Annotated in this window: 18 protein-coding genes; 8 read left to right on the top strand and 10 right to left on the bottom strand. The window is 59.8% G+C overall.

Features of this window, described 5'->3' with window-relative positions; all coding sequences use genetic code 11:
• Nucleotides 1–86: 86 nt before the first annotated feature.
• From BMX68_RS13970 to BMX68_RS13955, 3 genes are all read left to right on the top strand, one after another.
• Nucleotides 87–842: a spermidine synthase gene (locus BMX68_RS13970; protein ID WP_017131775.1), complete on the top strand. Its 756-nt coding sequence runs from the start codon at nucleotides 87–89 to the stop codon at nucleotides 840–842.
• 316 nt (nucleotides 843–1,158) lie between these two features.
• Nucleotides 1,159–2,832: a DEAD/DEAH box helicase gene (locus tag BMX68_RS13960; protein WP_017131776.1), complete on the top strand. Its 1,674-nt coding sequence runs from the start codon at nucleotides 1,159–1,161 to the stop codon at nucleotides 2,830–2,832.
• 280 nt (nucleotides 2,833–3,112) lie between these two features.
• Entirely contained in the window at nucleotides 3,113–3,772 is a 660-nt protein-coding gene (locus BMX68_RS13955; RefSeq protein WP_017131777.1) for a thiopurine S-methyltransferase, read from the top strand.
• Between the two features lie 50 nt (nucleotides 3,773–3,822).
• Here BMX68_RS13955 and htpX read toward each other — a convergent pair whose 3' ends face one another.
• Nucleotides 3,823–4,710: a protease HtpX gene (gene htpX, locus BMX68_RS13950; RefSeq protein ID WP_017131778.1), complete on the bottom strand. Its 888-nt coding sequence runs from the start codon at nucleotides 4,708–4,710 to the stop codon at nucleotides 3,823–3,825.
• A gap of 317 nt (nucleotides 4,711–5,027) precedes the next feature.
• Nucleotides 5,028–6,239 (bottom strand): pyridoxal phosphate-dependent aminotransferase, encoded by a 1,212-nt coding sequence (locus BMX68_RS13945; protein ID WP_017131779.1) that lies wholly within the window; start codon nucleotides 6,237–6,239, stop codon nucleotides 5,028–5,030.
• A gap of 225 nt (nucleotides 6,240–6,464) precedes the next feature.
• Here BMX68_RS13945 and msrB point away from each other — a divergent pair, with 225 nt between their 5' ends.
• Together msrB and BMX68_RS13935 are read left to right on the top strand one after the other, a co-directional pair.
• A complete protein-coding gene (gene msrB, locus BMX68_RS13940; RefSeq protein WP_017131780.1) occupies nucleotides 6,465–6,860 on the top strand; it encodes a peptide-methionine (R)-S-oxide reductase MsrB in 396 nt (131 codons plus the stop codon).
• Nucleotides 6,861–6,915: 55 nt separating this feature from the next.
• The gene (locus BMX68_RS13935) at nucleotides 6,916–7,401 is read left to right on the top strand and encodes a glutathione peroxidase (protein ID WP_017131781.1); all 486 of its coding nucleotides are present in this window, start codon (nucleotides 6,916–6,918) and stop codon (nucleotides 7,399–7,401) included.
• A 34-nt stretch (nucleotides 7,402–7,435) separates the two neighbouring features.
• On the opposite strand, the gene BMX68_RS13930 is transcribed toward BMX68_RS13935, so the two are convergent.
• Complete coding sequence (locus tag BMX68_RS13930) at nucleotides 7,436–9,754, bottom strand: hybrid sensor histidine kinase/response regulator (RefSeq protein ID WP_026013154.1); 2,319 nt, start codon at nucleotides 9,752–9,754, stop codon at nucleotides 7,436–7,438.
• A 177-nt stretch (nucleotides 9,755–9,931) separates the two neighbouring features.
• Between BMX68_RS13930 and BMX68_RS13925 the strand changes: the two genes are divergently transcribed.
• Complete coding sequence (locus BMX68_RS13925) at nucleotides 9,932–10,822, top strand: ATP-binding protein (protein ID WP_017131783.1); 891 nt, start codon at nucleotides 9,932–9,934, stop codon at nucleotides 10,820–10,822.
• A complete protein-coding gene (gene msrC / locus BMX68_RS13920) occupies nucleotides 10,819–11,298 on the top strand; it encodes a free L-methionine (R)-S-oxide reductase MsrC (protein ID WP_017131784.1) in 480 nt (159 codons plus the stop codon). The genes BMX68_RS13925 and msrC overlap by 4 nt, the downstream gene beginning before the upstream one ends.
• Nucleotides 11,299–11,405: 107 nt before the next feature.
• On the opposite strand, the gene BMX68_RS13915 is transcribed toward msrC, so the two are convergent.
• The 7 genes from BMX68_RS13915 to BMX68_RS13885 all read right to left on the bottom strand — a co-directional run bounded on the left by BMX68_RS13915 (nucleotide 11,406) and on the right by BMX68_RS13885 (nucleotide 19,183).
• On the bottom strand, nucleotides 11,406–15,080 hold the full coding sequence (locus BMX68_RS13915; protein WP_026013155.1) for a transporter substrate-binding domain-containing protein: 3,675 nt from the start codon (nucleotides 15,078–15,080) through the stop codon (nucleotides 11,406–11,408).
• 8 nt (nucleotides 15,081–15,088) lie between these two features.
• A complete protein-coding gene (locus BMX68_RS13910) occupies nucleotides 15,089–15,718 on the bottom strand; it encodes a response regulator transcription factor (RefSeq protein WP_017131786.1) in 630 nt (209 codons plus the stop codon).
• 309 nt (nucleotides 15,719–16,027) lie between these two features.
• Nucleotides 16,028–16,444: a response regulator gene (locus tag BMX68_RS13905; RefSeq protein WP_017131787.1), complete on the bottom strand. Its 417-nt coding sequence runs from the start codon at nucleotides 16,442–16,444 to the stop codon at nucleotides 16,028–16,030.
• A 266-nt stretch (nucleotides 16,445–16,710) separates the two neighbouring features.
• Nucleotides 16,711–18,042, bottom strand: a complete 1,332-nt coding sequence (locus BMX68_RS13900; protein WP_017131788.1) for a deoxyguanosinetriphosphate triphosphohydrolase — start codon at nucleotides 18,040–18,042, stop codon at nucleotides 16,711–16,713.
• Between the two features lie 108 nt (nucleotides 18,043–18,150).
• Nucleotides 18,151–18,492, bottom strand: a complete 342-nt coding sequence (locus BMX68_RS13895; RefSeq protein ID WP_017131789.1) for a hypothetical protein — start codon at nucleotides 18,490–18,492, stop codon at nucleotides 18,151–18,153.
• On the bottom strand, nucleotides 18,489–18,866 hold the full coding sequence (locus BMX68_RS13890; RefSeq protein WP_017131790.1) for a phage holin family protein: 378 nt from the start codon (nucleotides 18,864–18,866) through the stop codon (nucleotides 18,489–18,491). Before BMX68_RS13890 ends, BMX68_RS13895 begins: the two co-directional genes overlap by 4 nt.
• Before the next feature lie 2 nt (nucleotides 18,867–18,868).
• Nucleotides 18,869–19,183, bottom strand: a complete 315-nt coding sequence (locus BMX68_RS13885; RefSeq protein WP_017131791.1) for an ElaB/YgaM/YqjD family protein — start codon at nucleotides 19,181–19,183, stop codon at nucleotides 18,869–18,871.
• Between the two features lie 340 nt (nucleotides 19,184–19,523).
• Between BMX68_RS13885 and BMX68_RS13880 the strand changes: the two genes are divergently transcribed.
• Nucleotides 19,524–20,732 carry an ammonium transporter gene (locus BMX68_RS13880; protein WP_017131792.1) on the top strand — a complete coding sequence of 403 codons (1,209 nt, stop codon included), beginning with the start codon at nucleotides 19,524–19,526 and terminating at the stop codon, nucleotides 20,730–20,732.
• Nucleotides 20,733–20,801: the final 69 nt, after the last annotated feature.

The raw sequence follows: 20,801 nt of genomic DNA, 5'->3' as shown, positions 1-20,801 counted from the left end.
CTTGGCCGACAATCGGCGTTTTCCGCTCATTGTCGAGCGACTTGATTCATCGCGACGGCAGGGGCCGCTTGCGGCAAGGAGATGACATGTCCGAGGAGCGCGTCGAGCGCCTGCTGGCTGAAGTGCATGACGACTTCGGCATGATTCGCGTGCTGGAAGTGGACGATTACCGCTTTCTCGAATTTGGCGATGCGATCGAGCAGAGCTGCGTATTCACCGCCGAGCCCAGTTGGCTGGAGTATGACTATACCCGGGCCATGCTTATCGGCGCCTTGTGCCACGAACTGCCCGAGAGTGCGCTGTTCCTCGGGCTTGGGGCCGGGACGCTGACCCAGGCGTGCCTGAAGTTCCTGCCGCTGGAGGATGTCGAAGCCATCGAACTGCGCCCGGAAGTACCGCGTCTGGCCATCGAATACCTGGGGTTGGACGATGATCCACGGCTCTATATCCGTGTCGGCGATGCCGTCGAACTGCTGGAGACGGCGGAGTCGGCGGACTTGATCTTCGTCGACCTGTACACCGATGTCGGTCCGGGTGTGGGGCATCTCGCCTGGAGCTTCCTGGAAAACTGCCAGAAGAAACTCAATCCTGGCGGCTGGCTGGTGATTAACCAGTGGGCCACCGACGACGGCAAGCCATTGGGCGCCGCGCTGCTGCGGGGGTTGTACCACCGGCACTACTGGGAGTTGCCGGTGAAGGAGGGCAACGTCATCCTGATCATCCCGGCGGACCTGGATCAGGTGCTGGACCGGGATGCCTTGGCCGGTCGCGCCGACGAACTGGCGCCGCGCCTGGGATATTCGTTGCAGGCGCTGATCAAGGATATCCGCCCGGCGAGCTGAGAGGCTGCGGGCCGCCGATCCGCAAAGCCTGGAGCAGGCGGGCAATCGAGGGCTTTTGCCGATAAATAAATCTCCCTTTTTTCGCCAATTCCGGTATAGTGCGCGCCGGCCTTTAACCGGGCCGCGTTTAGGTAATGCAATTCCCCGAAGTCAGCTTCGGCTGCTGTTCGCCCTGCGAACTATCCTTGACGATTCTTTCATTCAATCGTTTTCGCAAATCCCCGCCGACAAAGCTGCCAGGGTGACTCTCAGAGTCTTACACGGCATGTGCGGCTTTGAAGCATGGGTCTTTGCGGATGCACTTAGAGGCAGACCCATGACCCAGGAAATCGGCGGCTTCGCCGCTCTTGAACTTCATCCCAATATTGTCGCTGCAGTAGTCGCTACCGGCTATGAAGAGCCTTCGGCCATTCAGCAGCAGTCAATTCCGATCATCCTTGCCGGTCACGACATGATTGGTCAGGCACAAACCGGTACCGGTAAAACGGCCGCTTTCGCCCTGCCTATCCTTCACCGCATCGATCCGTCCAAGCGCGAGCCGCAAGCTCTGATCCTGGCCCCAACCCGTGAGTTGGCGCTGCAAGTTGCAACCGCTTTCGAAACCTACGCCAAGCAGATGCCGGGCGTGACGGTCGTGGCTGTCTACGGCGGCGCGCCGATGGGCCCACAATTGAAAGCCATCCGGAACGGCGCACAGATCGTTGTCGCCACCCCGGGCCGTCTGTGCGACCACCTGCGTCGCGACGAAAAAGTCCTGGCGACCGTGAACCACCTGGTTCTCGACGAAGCCGACGAAATGCTCAAGCTGGGCTTCATGGATGACCTGGAAGTCATCTTCAAGGCCATGCCGGAAAGCCGTCAGACTGTCTTGTTCTCGGCCACCCTGCCGCAATCGATTCGTGCCATCGCCGAGCGTCACCTGCGCGATCCCAAGCACGTGAAGATCCAGAGCAAGACCCAGACTGTCACCGCGATCGAGCAGGCCCACCTGCTGGTTCACGCCGACCAGAAGACCTCGGCAGTGCTGAGCCTCCTGGAAGTCGAGGACTTCGACGCCCTGATTATGTTCGTGCGCACCAAGCAAGCGACCCTGGACCTGGCCGGTGCCCTGGAAGCCAAAGGCTACAAGGCTGCCGCGCTGAACGGCGACATTGCCCAGAACCAGCGTGAGCGCGTGATCGATTCCCTCAAGGATGGCCGCCTGGACATCGTCGTGGCTACCGACGTGGCGGCTCGTGGTCTGGACGTTCCACGCATTACCCACGTATTCAACGTGGACATGCCATACGATCCGGAATCCTACGTTCACCGTATTGGTCGTACCGGCCGTGCCGGTCGCGAAGGCCGTGCGCTGCTGCTGGTGACTCCGCGTGAGCGGCGCATGCTGCAAGTGATCGAGCGTGTGACCGGTCAGAAAGTTGCCGAAGTCCGTTTGCCGGATGCCCAGGCCGTTCTTGATGCCCGCATCAAGAAACTGACCAATAGCCTGTCGCCGCTGGTGGCCGATGCTGAATCGACCCACGGTGATCTGCTCGATCGTCTGACCGCCGATATCGGTTGCAGCCCACGTGCGCTGGCCGCAGCCCTGCTGCGCAAGGCTACCAATGGTCAAGCGCTGAACTTGGCCGCTATCGAGAAAGAGCGTCCACTGGTGCCGAACAATGCGCCACGTGGCGATCGTCCCGAGCGTTCGGGTGATCGTCCCGAGCGTAGCGATCGTGAGCGTCGTGCACCGATTCCGCTGGCTGAAGGCCGTGCTCGCTGCCGTACCGCGCTGGGCGCGCGCGACGGTATCGCCGCCAAGAACCTGCTGGGTGCGATCCTCAACGAGGGTGGCCTGGCGCGTGAAGCTATCGGTCGCATCCAAGTGCGCGACAGCTTCAGCCTGGTGGAATTGCCGGAAGATGGCCTGGAGCGGTTGCTGACCAAGCTGAAGGACACCCGTGTGGCCGGCAAGCAGCTCAAGCTGCGTCGCTATCGCGAAGATTGATCGATAGGCGCTGATCGATGCCGTGTTGATTGATCGATAAAAAATCCCCGAACTGGTTCGGGGATTTTTTTGTCTGCGATTCGGCTCTGGCGCTTCAGTCGAACTAACCGTACAGACCTTCGGCGCCCTCAGGGTAAGATCGGCGAATCGTGTGAGATAAACGAGCCTGAGAGCATAATGGAGGCCCCTCGCATTAAGGCGAGATTATTTTCGATCAGCTCATTAAGCTAAATCTAATAGAGGTTCTGACGGATTTTAATCGAATTTATTGAGGTAAATCATGCAGCCTGAGTTTTGGCACAAACGCTGGGAATTCAACCAGATTGGCTTTCATCTGGATCAGGTCAACCCTTGCCTGCAACGCTTCTGGCCTGAGCTGGCGCTGGAGCCCGAGGCGCAGGTGCTGGTGCCGCTTTGCGGCAAGAGCCTTGACCTGGCCTGGCTCGCGGCCCAGGGATTGCGGGTACGGGGAGTGGAGTTGTCGCAGAAGGCCGTGGAAGCTTTTTTCGCCGAACAGGCGCTCGTGCCCCAAGTACGCGAACACGGTGCCTTGCGGATCTACGAGGCAGGCTCGCTGGAACTCTGGTGCGGTGATTTTTTTGCCCTGACCGCCGCGGACGTCGCCGACTGCACCGCACTGTATGATCGTGCGGCGCTGATTGCCCTGCCGCCCGAGATGCGTGAGCGTTACGCGGCGCATCTGAGGCGTATCCTGCCGGGTGGTTGCCAGGGCTTATTGATTACCCTTGATTACGATCAAGCGCAACTCAAGGGCCCGCCTTTCGCGGTGCTCGATGATGAGGTTCGGCACTTGCTGGAACCACACTGGCAGTTACGGATGGAAGAAGAGCGGGATGTGCTCGACGGGAGTTGGAAGTTTCTTCAGGCGGGGGTAACGCGTCTGCAAGAGCGGGTGTACCGGTTAGAGAAGCGCCGCTGAAAACCACCAAGGGCGACCGATGGCCGCCCTTGGTGCGTACTTCGTGGCTGTCAGCCGCGACGATGCAGAGCGTCGATACGCTCTTCCAGCGGCGGGTGGCTCATGAACATCCTCGCCAGGCCCTGTTTCAGGCCGCCGTTGATGCCGAAAGCACTCAGGGTATCGGGCATGTGCACCGGCAGGCCCTGTTCGGAGCGCAGGCGTTGTAGCGCGCTGATCATCGCGGTGGTACCGGCCAGGCTGGCGCCGGCTTCGTCGGCGCGGAATTCGCGTTTGCGCGAGAACCACATGACGATGGCGCTGGCCAGGAAGCCCAGGACCAGTTCGGCGAAGATGGTCGCCACGTAATAGGCGATACCCTGGCCTTCTTCGTTCTTGAAGATGACCTTGTCAACAAAGTTACCGATGATCCGCGCGAAGAACATCACGAAAGTGTTCACCACGCCCTGCACCAGCGCCAGGGTGACCATGTCGCCATTGGCCACGTGGCCGATCTCGTGGGCCAGCACGGCCTTCACTTCATCGGGCGAGAAACGCTCCAGCAGACCTTGGCTGACGGCCACCAAGGCGTCGTTCTTGTTCCAGCCGGTGGCAAAGGCGTTTGCCTCGTAAGCGGGGAAAATGCCGACTTCCGGCATCTTGATCCCGGCTTCGCGAGACAGTTGCTCGACGGTCTGCAGCAACCATTGTTCATGGCGGGTGCGTGGCTGGGTAATGATTTGGGTACTGGTACTCATCTTCGCCATCCACTTGGAGATGAACAGCGAGAACAGCGAACCGGCGAAACCAAAGACCGCACAGAAGATCAGCAGCTGATTGAGGTTGAGATCAACCCCGTTGGCCGCCATGAACCCGTTGAAGCCGAAAAGGCTCAGGGTGATGCTGGCAATCAGCACGACCGCCAGGTTAGTGGCCAAGAACAGCAGGATGCGCATCATGGTTGAAAGTTTCTCCTCATCTAAAGATGTAGCGTCATGCGGGGTATATAAGGTGCCGTTAGTGCCTATTCAACCGGGTGATTATTTCAAACTGTGTCCTACAGCTCGATTCTAGAATCCTGCCAGTCATTTCCGAATCGCGGGAGCCGGTTTTTTCTCGCGCCAGCGCCTGCATCTACTTCGAAAGCCTTGCCGCAGAGCCGTTCAGAGCACCCTGCGGGACAGCTCGGCAAGTGACGCATGCGCATACAAAAAACAACCGATGAGAGAGAAACCACGCTGCCACTCTTTCCTGAATCGCAGCGGGTTGTAGGAGATTACTGGCGGTAGGATTTCAGGAAGTTGCCGATGCGCCCGATGGCCTGTTCCAGGTCGTCGACTCGCGGCAGGGTGACGACGCGGAAATGATCCGGCCATGGCCAATTGAACGCGGTGCCTTGGACAATCAGCAACTTTTCCGAGAGCAGCAAGTCCAGCACGAACTTCTCGTCGTTGTGGATCGGGCAGACCTTCGGATCGATCCGTGGGAAGGCGTACAACGCACCCATGGGCTTCACGCAACTGACGCCGGGAATGTCGTTGAGCAGCTCCCAGGTGCGATTGCGCTGCTCCAGCAGGCGACCGGGCGGTAGCACCAGGTCGTTGATGCTCTGATAGCCGCCGAGGGCCGTCTGGATCGCATGCTGGCTCGGCACGTTGGCGCACAAGCGCATGTTGGCCAGCATGTCGATGCCCTCGATATAGCTCTGGGCATTGTGCTTGGGGCCGGAAATCGCCACCCAGCCGGAACGAAAACCCGCGACCCGGTAGGACTTGGACAGACCGTTGAAGGTCAAGCACAGCAGGTCTGGGGCCAGCGAGGCGGTGCAGATATGTACGGCGTCGTCGTAGAGGATCTTGTCGTAGATTTCGTCGGAAAACACCACCAGGTTGTGCTGGCGGGCCAGTTCCAGCATGCCGAGCAGCACATCCTTGGAATACACCGCGCCGGTCGGGTTGTTCGGGTTGATGATCACCAGAGCCTTGGTGTTGGGGGTGATCTTGGCCTTGATGTCGGCCAGGTCAGGCCACCAGTTGGCCTGTTCATCGCACAGGTAGTGGACCGGGTTACCGCCGGAGAGGGTCACGGCGGCGGTCCACAACGGATAGTCCGGTGCTGGAACCAGCACTTCGTCGCCATTGTTGAGCAGCGCCTGCATCGACATCACGATCAGTTCGGAGACGCCGTTGCCCAGGTAAATGTCCTCGATGCCGACACCTTCGACCTGCTTCTGCTGGTAATACTGCATGACCGCCTTGCGGGCACTGAACAGGCCCTTGGAGTCGCTGTAGCCCTGTGCGGTCGGCAGGTTGCGGATCACGTCCTGGAGAATTTCGTCCGGCGCTTCGAAACCAAAGGGCGCCGGGTTGCCGATGTTCAGCTTGAGGATGCGATGGCCTTCCTCCTCCAGGCGTTTGGCGTGCTTGAGCACCGGGCCGCGAATGTCATAACAGACGTTGGCGAGCTTGTTCGATTTGCTGACCTGCATGGCGATGTGATCCCGAAAATGGACGATCCAGACGACTCGCTGAGGCCGCCGTGGCAATACTGCGTTTTCTGTGCGTTACCTGGCCCCGCGCCGCCCCTCGGAAAATCCGATTTGAATGCGCCGGGCGAGGGTGCCAGACTGGCGCTCAACGAGGCGCAATCATACGTGCCACCCGATCCGTCGAAAAGAGACAGATCGGGGTTTTTCAGTCGCAGAGGTGTCACGATGGAGAAGCTTGAGAAAAGCCTGGAAGAGTGGCGTGCCATGCTCGATCCGGAGCAGTACAACGTCTGTCGCCTGAAGGGCACGGAACGACCGTTTTCGGGCAAGTACAATGACACCAAGGTCGACGGTGTCTATCACTGCATTTGCTGCAAGGAACCGTTGTTCGACTCGAAGTCGAAATTCGATTCGGGTTGTGGCTGGCCGAGTTTCTACGAGCCGATCGGCGATAGCGCAATGGTCGAGATTCGTGATATCAGCCACGGCATGATTCGCACCGAGGTGGTTTGTGCCAAGTGCGATGCGCACCTGGGCCACGTGTTCCCGGATGGTCCGCCGCCCACCGGCTTGCGTTACTGTATCAACTCCGTGTGCCTGAACCTGGCACCACGGGACTGAGTCCCGCCACAGGCACCGTTGCCGTAGGGATTTGGCATTCAACGGAGGAACTGACATGGGCGCAAGTCTGCTGAATATCCCGTGTACCACCATCAAGGGCGAGCAAAAGACCCTCGGTGATTTTGCCGCAAAGGTCATGCTGGTGGTCAATACCGCCAGCAAGTGCGGTTTCACCCCCCAATACAGGGGCCTTGAACGGCTCTGGCAGAATTACAAGGATCAGGGCCTGGTGGTCCTCGGTTTTCCCTGCAACCAGTTTGGCCGACAGGAGCCGGGTGACGAGGGCGCGATTTGCGCGTTCTGTGAGCTGAACTACGGCGTCAGCTTCCCGCTGTTCAAAAAGATCGAGGTCAACGGCGACGGCGCGCATCCGCTGTTCGTGCAGTTGAAGAAGGAGGCTCCAGGCCTGCTGGGTTCCCAGCGCATCAAGTGGAACTTCACCAAGTTCCTGATCGATAAGGACGGCGAGCGGGTGAAGCGTTTTGCCCCGCTGACCAAACCCGAGGACTTGACCCGCGAGATTGAAGCCTTGCTCAAATGAATGAGCGATTGCTCGACTCGCCGCGTCTCCTGCATCAAGGCGCCGCAGGTGGGACCCAGAGCTCCAGCAACGCCATCAATTCCTCGCGACGAAAAGGCTTTGCCAGGTAGTCATTCATGCCCGCCGCACGGCAGCGTTCGCGTTCTTCGGGCATGGCGTTGGCGGTCAGGGCGACGATAGGCAACTGCGGCCAGCGTCCGCTGCGACGTATCTGTCTGCTGGCCTCGTAACCGTCCATGACTGGCATGTTGCAGTCCATCAGCACCATGTCGAAGTTCTTCTGCTCCAACTGGTTCAGTGCCTCGCCGCCATGGGCAGCGACGATCACCTCGCAACCCAGCTTGCCGAGCATGCCCTTGGCTACCAGTTGATTGACTGGATTGTCCTCGACCAGCAGGATGCGCCCACGGCGTTGTGACGGGTTGACGTGTGCCGGCACCGCCGGGTCAGTCGGGTCGTCCACCTGCAACGTGTCGCGCAGGATCTGATACAGCGCATTGCGTGCCAGGGGCCGGGCCTGTTGTTGCAACGGGGCCAGGGTGGCGGCCTGTTCGCTGGGCATGAAGTTGCCGTAGGCGGTCACCAGCAGGATCGGTGCGGTGATGGTCGGGCGGAGCCCGAACAGGCATTCGGGGCAATCGGTAATCAACAGGTCGGCCGTCAGTCCGGCGAGGCTCTCATCCATTGCGTAGCGCCGGTAATCCAGGCCCCAGGCCGGCAATTGGTTGCTGAGCAGTTCGCTCAGGCCGCTGGCGGGTGAGCTGACGACGATGATCGTGCCTTTGAGTGGTTTCGGCACCTTGGCCGGTGTATGGCAGGGCAGCGGCAGTTCGGCGCAGAACTGGCTGCCGAAGCCGACCTCGGAGTTGATGGTCAGGCAACCCTTCATCGCTTCGCACAGATTATGGGTCAAGGTCAGCCCGAGCCCGGTGCCACCGTACTGGCGGGTGATACCGGCGCCGGCCTGGGTGAAGGGTTGAAAAATCTTCGCCTGGGCCTCCTGAGCGATACCGATGCCGGTGTCGCAGACTTCGATGCGCACCCCGCTGTCACGGACGCTCAGGCGCACATCGACACGACCGAAACGAGTGAACTTCAGGGCGTTGGACAGCAGGTTACTGACGATTTGCCGCACCCGCGTCGGATCGCCGAGCACCTGGGCCGGAAAGTGCGGGTCGATCAGGCAGGTCAGTTCGACACTCGATGCTGCATTTTGCGAGAGTAAATTGGCAGTGTCTTCAATCAGGGCGCCGAGGTCGAAGGGGATTTTCTCCAACTCCAGTTGTCCGGCGTCGAACTTCGACAGATCGAGGATATCGTTGAGCAGCTCCACCAGGACTTTTCCGGAGTCATGGGCAATCGACAGTTGGTGGCGTTGTTCGGCATTCAGCGAACTGTCGAGGGACAAGGCGATCATGCCGAGCAGGCCGTTCAAGGGGGTACGGATCTCATGGCTCATGTTGGCCAGGAATGCGGAACGGGCCTGCGCCATATTGAGGGCCGTGCTGCGGGCGACTTTCAATTCTTCGTTGGACTGGCTCAGGCGGGCGTTGATCGCCTTGAGCTCGGTGGTGCGGGCCGAGACAATGTTTTCCAGTTGCCCCAGGTAGTCGGTCAGGCGGTTCTCGGCGTTGCGTCGTTGTTGGATTTCGGTGGCCATCGTATCGAACTGTTGATTGGCGACCTTGACCAGAACGCCGATCTCGTCGTTATCATGACCGGGTGGAAACTCCAATCGCGATTGTCTGGCGGTCCCCGGTTGAGCGCTGCTCAGGGCGCGAATGACGCCCACCAGCGGTTTGGTCAGCAGCACGTAGAACAGCCCCAGGAGGATGCCGGTGAGGATCAGGCTGCGAGCAAAGCCGTTGAGCAGGGTGACCTCGGCACGTTTGAGGAAGCGAATGCCAAAGGTGTAGGTGTCGACATCCAGATGTAAGGTGCCGAGGGATTCGTCCGGTAGATGACTGAGAAACAGCCGATCCTCGAATTGCCGGTCGGCACCGAACAGGTAATCGCTGATCATCCGGTAGCTGCCGCTCTGACGGGGGCGCTCGACGCTGGCCAGTACCAATTTGTTGTTATCGATCAACTGCGCCCGCAGTACGGCCGGAGAATGCAACAGGCCCAGGGTCAGCTCCTGGGCCAGTTCGGCATCGATGTTGTAGGCGATTCTGGAGGCCGGGTTGTGGCTGATTTCCAGTAGCGAGAGGATTTCACGATTGATGGACGCGTTTTCGCTGGCATAATCGAGGCCTATTTGTACCAGACTGAGCAGCGTTCCCAGGATAAACCCGACCAGCACAGTCAACCAGGCCTGCTTGTAGGACAAGCGCTGGGTAAATTTTATATCCATGGGGTGATGTACCACGTTCATTTCCCTTCGCCGGGCAAGCATAGCTGATCCTTAGAGGTCGGCGGCATCTGGTGATGAGGCTCCGATATGTTGTCGACGGAGACTATTGCTTGTTTTTTCACGCGCCCGAGGGCGCCAACGCGACATCATGAGTGTGAACTTGTCCGAGGAAAAGTCGTGGATGCTCGATTGAATGCCTTTCTGGAACGCGCCGATGCGTTTCTCTCTCGCCTGGAGCCCTTGTTGCCCGCCACGCGCCAGGTGATCGACTGGGAGCATTGCCTGGTGGCCCGCTGGCAGCGCGAAGGTCGTAGCGGCTACCTGTTGCCGCTGGAGGTCAGCCTGGACATGCGCTTGTCCGACCTGATGGGTATCGACCTGCAACGCGAGCAACTGGCCCGCAATACCCGGCAGTTCATCGACGGCCTGCCGGCCAACCATGCGCTGCTCTGGGGCGCGCGTGGCACTGGCAAATCTTCGTTGGTCCGCGCCTTGCTGGCCGAACATGCCGGCGCCGGCTTGCGCTTGATCGAGATCGAGCGCGATCACCTGGCCGACCTGCCACGCGTGGTGGAGCAACTGATAAAATTGCCACAGCGCTTCGTGCTGTTTTGCGACGACCTCTCGTTCGAGTCCGGTGAAGGCGACTACCGGGTGCTCAAGAGCGTGCTCGACGGCTCATTGGAGCAGGCACCGGACAATGTGCTGCTGTACGCGACATCGAACCGCCGTCACCTGGTCCCGGAGAAGCAAAGCGACAATGAGCATTGGACGCGGGTCGACGGTGAGCTGCATCCCAGCGAGGCGGTCGAGGATAAGATTGCGCTCTCCGATCGGTTCGGCCTGTGGCTGTCGTTCTACCCGTTTACCCAGGAACACTATCTAAGTGTGGTCGAGCACTGGATCGGCGAACTGGCGCTCAAGGCCGGGCTGAGCTGGCAGCGTGATGAACAACTGGATATCCAGGCGGTACGCTGGGCCACCGGACGGGGCAATCGCAACGGTCGTTGTGCCTATCAGTTTGCGCGTTACTGGGTCGGATTGAAATTATTGGAGCAGACACCATGATCGATTTGCAAAAGGCCGGCACGGGGCTGGAGGGCTACGGCCTGCTCTGTGCGCAATTGGAGTCGTTGCTGGCGCACGAGCGTGATTTCATTGCCAACGCGGCGCAGTTCTCGGCATTCCTGTTCAACCAACTGGATGACTTGAACTGGGCTGGTTTCTACCTCAATCGCGATGGGGAACTGGTGCTCGGACCGTTCCAAGGACAGATCGCCTGTGTGCGGATTCCCTTTGGGCGTGGCGTCTGCGGTACGGCGGCGGCCAGCCTGCAAACCCAGCGGGTCGAGGATGTACATGCATTCGCCGGGCATATCGCCTGTGACAGCGCCTCCAACAGCGAACTGGTGGTGCCGCTGGTCAAGGACGGCAAGCTGATCGGCGTGCTCGATCTCGACAGTCCGCGCCTGGCGCGCTTCACCCCGGAGGACCAGGCGGGCATCGAGCAACTGGTGGCCATTTTCCTGCGCCTGACCGACTGAGCCCGCCCGCACGGGCCTGGCCGGCTCTATCGTTTCGTGGAGCACCCGCAACGGCAACTGTTCGGAGCGGGTTTGCACCGAGTGGTTGGAGGATAACTCGAAGCAGCTCAGAGGACTTTATCGGGCGGGAGAGGATCATCCTGCGTGGGGGAAGGGTCAGTCAGTCGGGTCAGATGCTGTTGTAGGGCCGCTTCCAGATTTGACATGGCCTTGAGGATCGCCTCCCTGGCGTTTTCGATCACGTGCGCCGACACGTTCTGCTCGCAGGCATGCTCCATGTTTTCACATTGCTCGACCAAGGTCTTGGCTTGGATGATTCGAGCCGCACCCTTGATTTTGTGGGCCATATCCATGAACGCACCCAGGCCGGACTGCAGCGCAAGTGCGCTCAGCTCCTCGCGGTCGGTACGGCAACTATTGAGCAGTTCGTCCATCAGCCGTCGCACCAGCAACGGTTTACCGCCGGTCAGGGCGTTCAGACCATCGACGCTGAAAGGCGGATCGAAGGGGAGTGGGCGCAGGTCGGCCAGCTTCTGGCTCAGCTCGGTCAGGCTGATCGGCTTGAACAGGCAATCGTCCATCCCGGCATGCAGGCAACGGGTGCGCTCCTCCGGCTGGGCGTTGGCGGTGAAACCGAGCACCGTGCACCGTGGCAATGCCTGTGCGACCTCATGTTCACGTAAATGGCGGGTCAGCTCATAGCCGTTCATGACGGGCATGTTGCAGTCGACGATGACCAGGTCGAAGTGCCCGTTCTTCCAAGCCTGCAAGCCAGTCGCACCGTTTTGCGCGGTGTTGAATCGATGCCCGAGAAAGCCCAGTTGCTGGCACATCAACAAGCGATTGGCGGGGTGGTCGTCGACCACCAGTACATTCAGCTCATGCAGGGCGGGAGGAATCTGCGGTTTACCCTCGACCACGCCCTGGAGCGGTTCCAGACAGTCGAGCTTGAGTGACACAGTGACCTGAGTGCCGTGGCCGGGCACGCTGGAGAGTGTCAGGGTTCCACCCATCATTTCACAGAGGCTGCGACAGATGACCAGGCCCAGCCCGGCACCGCTGCGGGCCAGATGACCGGAGTTGTCGGCCTGGGCGAACGGCTGGAACAGGCGGGCCTGGTCGGCAGCGGTGATGCCGATGCCGGTGTCCTCGACCCGCAGTTGCACGTCGACCTGTCGCGGGTCCGCACTGGCCTGGATGCTCAAGCCGATGCTGACCTGGCCCTGCTCGGTGAACTTGATTGCGTTGCTGATCAGGTTGGACAGTATCTGTTTGAGGCGCAGTGGATCGACCAGCACGTCGCACGAGCGATCCTGCGTCGGTGCCGGCATCACCAGGCCCAGGCTTTTCTGGCGGGCCAGACCGTCGAACACACGGGCGACCGAGTCCACCAGTTCGTTCAGGTTGACACGTTCCGGGGACAGGCTGAGGCGCCCGGATTCGATACGGGCGATATCGAGAATGTCGCCGATAAGTTCCAGCAGGTCCTTGGCCGAGCTGTAGGCAACCTCGATGGCGGGTCGATCCAAGTGTCCCTGGTCAGCGCGCTTGAGGGTCAGTTCCAGCATGCCGATCACCGCGTTCATCGGGGTGCGGATCTCATGGCTCATGGTGGCTAGGAAAGTGCTCTTAGCCCGGTTGGCGTCATCGGCCTGCTCTTTGGCCGAACGCAGCTCCTCGAACAACTGGCGCCGTTCACTGATATCGATCCAGCCGCCGATGATCCCTTGCACGTCGCCCAGGGAATTGCGGTAAGGCAGTATCCAGTGATAGATGGTCAGTTCCCGTCCGCCAATATGCAGGGTGCGATCGCAGATCAGCGCCGTGCCCTTGTCGATGACCCGCAGGTAGTCGGCCTGGTATTGGTTGGCCTCCTGCTCGTTGCCGAGCGTTCTTGCACCGTCCTGCACGCTTTTGCCAACGACATCTTCCAGCTTCGCCGAGAACGCCTCCAGATAGCTGTCGTTGCAGGTCTGCAGCAGGCCCTGGCGGTCGCGCACGTAGATCGGGTGCGGGGTGCCGTTGACCAGGGCACGCATGAATTCGAACTGGTCGCTCAGTGCGCGCTCCGCCAGTTGGCGTTGGCGGATCTGGCGGCGCATGTAGGCGTTCCACGTCAACGACAGCAGCAACAACACGCTGGCGCCGACGATGATCTGGATGATCAGGTGGTGATAGTTGCGCCAATAGCTGTCGGAAACCGGCGTGTAGCCGCGCCAGCGGCTGTTGACGATGCCCAGTTCGTCAGGCGCGATGCTCAGCAGCGCCTTGTCCAGGATCGAGCCGAGTTCGGTGGCGCCGCGTGCGGTGGCCAGCGAGAAGACCGCCTGCTGGGTGCCGATGGTCGCGCTGATCTGCAGCTTATCTTCGAACACCTGTGAGGCGATCAGGTAATTGGCGATCACCAGTGAGCCGACCGCGCCCTCCGCCTGGCCGAGGGCGAGCAGCTCGACTGCCTTGAGGCTGTCATCCGTCTCCACCAGGCGGATCTGCGCAAAGTTGTTGCGCAGGTAGTCGATCAGCGGACTGCCGCGGGTAATGGTCAGGCGCTTGCCTTGCATCTGGTCCAGGTTGGTGGGGCTGTCCTTGCCTTTGGCCGTGAGCAGAACGAAGGAGTTCTCCATGTAAGGGCGACTGAAATGCAGGAGGTTTTCCCGTGCATTGGTCGGGCTGATGGCGGCGATGACGTCGGCCCTACCGCCACCGATGCGTTTGATCATGTCGTCCAGGCTGCGGGACTTCTGCACTTCGAAACGCAAGCCGGTGCGTAGGCGGATCAGTTCCAGCAGGTCGGCCGTTACCCCGCGAAAGTTGCCATCGGCATCGAAGAAGGTAATGGGCGCCAGGGCCTCGTTGACCACCACCCGCACCGCCGGATTGGCTTTGAGCCACTGTTCCTCGCGAGTGGTCAGTTGCAGCTTGTGGTCGGTCAGCAGGATGTCGCTGCCGGCGCTCCAGCGTTGGGCGATACTCTCGCGCTCGCTGGTGGGAATGGCCTGGAGAATGCCGTTGAGGATGCCCAGCAACAGCGGGTTGTCGCCACGCACGGCAAAGCTGAAACCGTAGGCTTCATGCTTGCCGAAGTTGGCCATTTTCACATTGCGCAGATAACCCTTGTTGATCAGGTAGTGGGTGGAAATGGTATCGCCCAGAAACACATCGGCCTGATCGAAGGCAACTGCGTTGATGGCATTTTGGTAGGAAGGATGGAACTGGATGATTGCGTCGGGATACAGGGTCTGGATTTCATCCAATGGCAGGTAGTGATAAACCATGCTCAGGCGCATGCCGGCCAGGCCGTCGGTCAATGAGCGGGTCTCTCCCTCCCGGGTGACCAATACGGGCTGGTCAACGGCATAGGGGACGGACAGCGAGATGTTTTTGTTGACGGCTTCGAAACCATTGGCGCTGCCGAGCAGATCGATCTGTCCGTCTTCGAGAGCCTCGATGGCCGCTTCCCGGCTGGCAAAGCTCAATACCTTGACGGGCAGCCCCATGGTCTTGGCGAGAATGCCCGCATAGTCCGCCGTGATGCCCTCGTAATCACGCCCGCTGCTCGTCATGTCGAACGGCGGATAGTCCGGAGCGGAGGTGCCCAGCACCAGCATGCGCTGGTCCTGTATCCAGCGGCGCTGGTCCTTGTCGAGCCGTACCTCCAGTTGACCGCTACCCGAACGGCTGAGCAGGGTGAAGTGGGTGACATCGCTGGGTTGTGCAAGCGCTGACAGGCACAGGAGCATTCCCGTGACGATTGCCAGATAATCCTTTAAGCGCGTGGGCATCCGTTTTCTCACACTACCGCGTTGCGTTTAGCCATTTCGATCAGCTCTACCAGGGATTTGGCTTTCAGTTTCTGCATCAGGCGTTTCTTGTAGGTACTGACGGTCTTGTTACTGAGGAACATGCCCTTGGCGATTTCCTTGTTCGTCCGACCTTGAGCGAACAATTGCAAGACCATCAGTTCTCGGTCATTCACCAGTCTGAAAAGTTCCAACTCCGGATTTGTCGATTCATCTTTTCGCCCACCGATCAACGCTTGACTAGGGAAATAATTGTAGCCGGATAATACTGCCTTGACCGCGCTCATTAATTCGCTCAAATCTTCGGTTTTGCAGACATACCCGGCAGCTCCCGATTGCATGCAGCGAATGGCAAAGAGCGAAGGCGACTGCCCGGTCAATACCAGGGTCTTCAGCGACAGATTCATTCCGTCCAGGCGGGCCAGCACTTCCAGGCCATCCAGCTTGGGAATGCTGACATCGAGAATGACCAGATCCGGCATGCATTCGCGAACCATCTGCATTGCATCGACGCCATTGTCCGTTTCGCCAACTATTTCATAACAATCTTCCTGTTCCAACAATATCCGAATGGCAAGGCGGACAACGGGGTGGTCGTCGACGATAAAAACCGAGTTCATAATAAAATCCCATACGAGCTTCGTAGAAAACGCGCACATTAGCTCAGTTGCACCCCGAGGCGCATGAATAGAGGTGCCTACAGAAGCTGTATAGGAATATTCCTACTTTAATTAGGCTGTTGGCTTACGCTCTTGGCAAATCAAAGGTGGAAATGTACGGCTTTTTAGATTTTTTGGTTATGAGTATTAGTTAAATATTTGTTATTTTTTATAGGTTATTAGGAAGCGTCCTACAAATTGATGGGTTTGTATTTGTAGTATTTATATACTTGGATTGTGTGTCTGGTGCAGTGGCTGAAGTATTTTCCCTCACAATGAATGACTTTTCGCCATCCGCTGTCTTTCAAACGCCAATATGCTTTTCAGGGCCTGGCCATTCAGGGGTTTGGTCAGGCAACCCAACAAGGGAATCTGCCGTGACAAGGCCATCTCGCCGAGCACCTGGAGCTCTTCGAGGCTGAGACTGCTGAGCAGGATCGCTTGCCTGATCTTGCCTCGCTGGTGGGCGGTTTCGATCAATTCAAGTCCCAGTATATCGGGCAGGCATTGGTCGCAGAGCATGAGATCGAAGGGTGCCGGCGAGGTCGCCATGGCCTTCAGTGCTTCGGCGGCGTTTGCGGCGGGAGTGAGAAGGTGGTAGCCGTAGCTGTTGAGCAAGCTCTGTGTCGCGGCCAGTTGAAAGGGATGATCCTCCACCAGCAATACGCGCAGGTTTTGTTTGGACATGCGATTTTCCAGGCGAACTACCTACTTCGAACAAGGCTTCAGGAGCAGGCATGGAACGGGGGGGTGGGCCTGAAGTCGGGCGCTTGTTGAGCGAGGGGTCGGATTGAGTCCGGGTGGCAGACTAAGAGGGAATGGATTATTTCAGCGGGCCGAACATAGGCTCCATCAGGTGATTCCGGGGCAAATGTAGGCTTTCTCTGCGTGGTGCGCGGGGCATCGCGGTTCGATCAGGGACTCGCCTGCTGGTCGCAGGCGGGTTCGTGAGGTCACTGGGGACTTGAGCGGCCGGTCATTTCCCGAGCCATTTCACTGGCGTAGCTGTCGGTCATCCCTGCGATGAAGTCGATCATACGCAGGAACGAAGTGTGCAGGGGCCAGTCAGGATCAGGCGCATTATTGCCGAGCAGATCGAGGATCCGCCGATGCTTGAACGACGGTGTGCGACCGCCGTGCTGTTCCAGCGCGGCGCCGCAGAACGCGTTCAGAAGGATTTCCAGTGTCGTGTAGGCGCCGATCTCGTGGAGCGTCTTGCGCTTGTCCTGGAAGATCTTCCTGCGTGCGATGTCCTTGGCGTTGAGCACGCAGTGCTTGGCCGGTCCATGCATGTGCTCCACCAGATCGACCGGCAGGGTGCCGGCCAGCAAGGCATCTTGCTGTTCGACGAAGGCGCGGGCGGCGGCATTGGTCAGGTGTTCGATGGCCTTGCCGCGCAGCATCGCCAGCTTGCGTCGCCGTGAGCCCTGTGGGCCCAGTTGCCGGTAGGTCTGCGGCAAGTCATCGCCCACCAGCCCGAGCAACAGCGACTCAACTTCCGCATAGCTGAGCAGCTCCATCTCCAGGCCGTCCTCAAGGTCGATCAGGGCGTAGCAGATGTCGTCGGCCGCCTCCATCAGGTAGACCAGCGGATGCCGCGCCCAGCGCTGTTCTTCGAGCTGTGGCAGGCCGAGCTTCAGGGCGATCTGCTCAAGGATCGGCAGCTCGCTCTGGTAGCAGCCGAACTTATGTTTCTTGTAACCCAACGAGTCGGCGTGACGAGCGGTCCAAGGGTACTTGAGGTAGGTGCCGAGGGTTGCGTAGGTCAGGCGGGTGCCGCCGTCGAACTGGTGATATTCCAGTTGGGTCAGCACCCGGAACCCCTGGGCATTGCCTTCGAAATTGAGGAAGTCGGCACGCTCGGCGACGCTCATGTCATCCAGCCAGCCACGTCCTGCCGCCTGCTGGAACCAGTGACGGATCGCGTCCTCGCCGGAATGACCGAAGGGCGGGTTGCCGATGTCGTGGGCCAGGCAGGCCGATTGTACGATCATGCCCAGATCGCTCGGCTCGCACCAGTCGGGCAGGGCGTCGCGCAAGGTTTCGCCGACGCGCATGCCAAGGGAGCGACCGACGCAACTGACTTCCAGCGAGTGGGTCAGGCGAGTGTGGATATGGTCGTTGCTCGACACCGGGTGTACCTGGGTCTTGCGGCCCAGGCGACGAAAGGCGCCGGAGAAGATGATTCGGTCATGATCTTTGTGGAAAGGGCTGCGACCCAGCTCTTGCGGGCTGTGCAGGGGCTTTCCCAGGCGTTCGCGGTTGAGCAGGGTTGGCCAATCCAAGGCGCGTTCTCTCCGTCGGGTGATTGAACCGCCAGCTTCCCGGTTAGATGGCGTGCCTGCAAGCAAAAACTGCCAGGCGCGGCTTTATCGATCGGCCAGGCGCGGCGATCAACGCTTGCCTGACCCACCCTGCAGCACCAGCTTGATCAGCGGGATCAGGCTGGTGCCCAGGCGTATCAGCCGTGACAGGCCATTGAGGCCGCTGCCCTTGGCGCCCTTGCCGCCGAGAAAACCCAGCAACGTGACCACACCGATTCCCCACAAGGGCGCGTGCTTGATGCCGAGATTTTCCTGCCAGTGTTGGCCCATGCCGCGCAGGCGCTGTAGCGGTTGCAGCATCTGCTGGGACTCATGGCGGATTTCCTGACGATGCATTTCCATGCGCAGGCGGATCAGCGCCTTGCGCATTTCCCGGCGCGAGCTGTACTTTTTCAGTTCAGGTTCGCTCATGGCAACAGTCGCTCGCGGTCGTTGGCCAGCTCTTCGAGCGTGGCGTTGAAGGGAGAGGACTCATCGAAGATCGCAGCTTTCAGGCGCAGGCCGCAGAATAACGCCGCCAGCGTATAGAAGATGCACAAGCCGATGATGCCGCTCAGGCGATAGGTGTCCCAGACCAGGATCAGTACCAGCACCGACAGGCCGATCAACAGCAGTAACGCGAAGACCAGTGCCAGTCCGGCGAACAGTAACAGGCTGACGGTGCGGGACTTCTGCTCCTGCAGTTCGATGCCGAACAACTCGACATGACTGTGCAGCAGGCCGAGGAAGGCGGCACCCAGGCGTCGCGTGGAGGAGCGGGCGCGGTTCGATTCATCGCTCGCCATGATCAGCGCCGTGTGGCCAGCAGGCCGATCAGAAAGCCGATCCCGGCGGCGATGCCGACGGACTGCCAGGGATTGGCCTGGACGTAGTCCTCAGTCGCTTCCACGGCGGCGTGGCCGCGCTCGCGTAGGGACGCTTCGGTCAATTGCAAGGTCTCTCTGGCCTTTAGCAGGCTGTCGTGAATCTGCGCGCGTAGTTCATCGGCCTGGTCGCCCGCCAGGGTCGCCGTGTGTTCAAGCAGGCGTTCCGTGTCGCCGATCAGCGTGTGAAAATCCGCCATCAATATTTCCTGAGCAGTCTTTGCCGTTTTGCTGGCCATGGTGTTGATCTCCTTAAGAGGCGTTGTGGACGACGTGTGACAGATTCGAGTGCGGGCCTTGTGCGAAGGTTCACTCTGATTGGCTGGTACGGGTTTTGCTGCGTGCGGGTGTGTGGTTGTCGGTGCGTGCGCCGTGTCTGGGCGTCGATAGGGGCAACTGCGCGAAAACCTTACCTTAAATAATTCAAACACGCGGAAAAAACCAAAGCGCTCGTTGACCCTGCTCTTCGCCCTGCGCCAAAGCGGTTCACCGCCAGTCGCCGGTTGCGCCACTAAGGTGCGAAAAATAGGCGCTGTGAACAATTTTGGTGCTTTCCCTGACTTCAGGTCTGCCGTCTCCATGGAAAATTTGCAAAGCGCTGTGGACAGTCTGGTCCATGGTTCCAATACCCTGTTTATCCTGCTTGGCGCGGTGATGGTTCTGGCCATGCACGCCGGCTTCGCCTTCCTCGAAGTCGGCACCGTGCGCCAGAAAAACCAGGTAAACGCGTTGTCGAAGATCCTCAGTGATTTCGCGGTCTCGACCTTGGCCTATTTCTTCATAGGTTACTGGATTTCCTATGGAGTGAGCTTCTTGCACCCGGCAGCGCAGATCAGCGGCGATCATGGCTACGGGCTGGTGAAGTTCTTTTTCCTGCTGACATTCGCCGCGGCCATTCCGGCGATCATCTCCGGCGGGATCGCCGAGCGCGCAAGGTTTGCCCCGCAATTGTGCGCCACGGCGCTGATCGTGGCGTTCGTCTACCCGTTTTTCGAGGGCGTTGTCTGGAATGGCAATTTCGGCCTGCAGGCCTGGTTGCTGGCACACTTGGGAGCGAGCTTCCATGATTTTGCCGGTTCGGTGGTGGTGCACGCCATGGGCGGTTGGCTGGCGCTGGCGGCGGTCCTGCTGCTAGGGCCACGTCAGGGCCGTTATCGTGAGGGTCGTCTGGTGGCGTTCGCGCCTTCGAGCATTCCGTTTCTGGCCCTGGGTTCGTGGATTTTGATCGTCGGCTGGTTCGGTTTCAACGTGATGAGCGCACAGACCCTGCAGGGCGTCAGCGGCCTGGTGGCGGTCAACTCATTGATGGCGATGGTCGGCGGCACGGTAGCGGCGTTGATCATCGGCCGCAACGATCCGGGCTTTCTGCACAACGGGCCGTTGGCCGGGCTGGTGGCGATTTGTGCCGGTTCCGACCTGATGCATCCGATCGGTGCGCTGGTGACCGGCTCGGTGGCGGGCGGATTGTTTGTCTGGTGCTTTATTGCCGCTCAGAGCCAGTGGAAGATCGACGATGTCCTGGGTGTCTGGCCGTTGCACGGTCTGTGCGGGGTGTGGGGTGGCGTGGCTTGTGGGATCTTCGGCCAGCAGGCGCTGGGTGGGCTGGGCGGCGTCAGCCTGGCCAGCCAGTTGATCGGTACGGCGTTGGGCGTGGTGGTCGCATTGATCGGCGGTTTTGCCGTGTATGGGGGGATCAAGGTGCTGCACGGCCTGCGCCTGAGTCAGGAAGAAGAGTATTACGGTGCCGACCTGTCGATACATAAGATTGGGGCGGTCAGTCAGGATTGATTCGGCGCTCCACCCTGTGCGCTTCACGCCTTGAGTCCCCGGCTCGACTGCCCCGCACAGGGAGCCTAA

The sequence above is a fragment of the Pseudomonas agarici genome, assembly GCF_900109755.1.
GTDB classification, from domain to species: domain Bacteria; phylum Pseudomonadota; class Gammaproteobacteria; order Pseudomonadales; family Pseudomonadaceae; genus Aquipseudomonas; species Aquipseudomonas agarici.
The sequence above is the reverse complement of the archived record's forward strand: the minus strand, read 5'-3'. Positions and strand labels throughout refer to the sequence as shown.

What these genes read in the sequence shown, in the direction of transcription:
- BMX68_RS13905 (WP_017131787.1), bottom strand. Translation starts at nt 16,444, where the DNA reads ATGTCCAAACAAAACCTGCGCGTATTGCTGGTGGAGGATCATCCCTTT.
- BMX68_RS13930 (WP_026013154.1), bottom strand. Translation starts at nt 9,754, where the DNA reads ATGGATATAAAATTTACCCAGCGCTTGTCCTACAAGCAGGCCTGGTTG.
- htpX (WP_017131778.1), bottom strand. Translation starts at nt 4,710, where the DNA reads ATGATGCGCATCCTGCTGTTCTTGGCCACTAACCTGGCGGTCGTGCTG.
- BMX68_RS13935 (WP_017131781.1), top strand. Translation starts at nt 6,916, where the DNA reads ATGGGCGCAAGTCTGCTGAATATCCCGTGTACCACCATCAAGGGCGAG.
- BMX68_RS13895 (WP_017131789.1), bottom strand. Translation starts at nt 18,492, where the DNA reads ATGAGCGAACCTGAACTGAAAAAGTACAGCTCGCGCCGGGAAATGCGC.
- BMX68_RS13955 (WP_017131777.1), top strand. Translation starts at nt 3,113, where the DNA reads ATGCAGCCTGAGTTTTGGCACAAACGCTGGGAATTCAACCAGATTGGC.
- BMX68_RS13945 (WP_017131779.1), bottom strand. Translation starts at nt 6,239, where the DNA reads ATGCAGGTCAGCAAATCGAACAAGCTCGCCAACGTCTGTTATGACATT.
- msrC (WP_017131784.1), top strand. Translation starts at nt 10,819, where the DNA reads ATGATCGATTTGCAAAAGGCCGGCACGGGGCTGGAGGGCTACGGCCTG.
- BMX68_RS13885 (WP_017131791.1), bottom strand. Translation starts at nt 19,183, where the DNA reads ATGGCCAGCAAAACGGCAAAGACTGCTCAGGAAATATTGATGGCGGAT.
- BMX68_RS13910 (WP_017131786.1), bottom strand. Translation starts at nt 15,718, where the DNA reads ATGAACTCGGTTTTTATCGTCGACGACCACCCCGTTGTCCGCCTTGCC.
- BMX68_RS13880 (WP_017131792.1), top strand. Translation starts at nt 19,524, where the DNA reads ATGGAAAATTTGCAAAGCGCTGTGGACAGTCTGGTCCATGGTTCCAAT.
- BMX68_RS13970 (WP_017131775.1), top strand. Translation starts at nt 87, where the DNA reads ATGTCCGAGGAGCGCGTCGAGCGCCTGCTGGCTGAAGTGCATGACGAC.
- msrB (WP_017131780.1), top strand. Translation starts at nt 6,465, where the DNA reads ATGGAGAAGCTTGAGAAAAGCCTGGAAGAGTGGCGTGCCATGCTCGAT.
- BMX68_RS13915 (WP_026013155.1), bottom strand. Translation starts at nt 15,080, where the DNA reads ATGCCCACGCGCTTAAAGGATTATCTGGCAATCGTCACGGGAATGCTC.
- BMX68_RS13890 (WP_017131790.1), bottom strand. Translation starts at nt 18,866, where the DNA reads ATGGCGAGCGATGAATCGAACCGCGCCCGCTCCTCCACGCGACGCCTG.
- BMX68_RS13960 (WP_017131776.1), top strand. Translation starts at nt 1,159, where the DNA reads ATGACCCAGGAAATCGGCGGCTTCGCCGCTCTTGAACTTCATCCCAAT.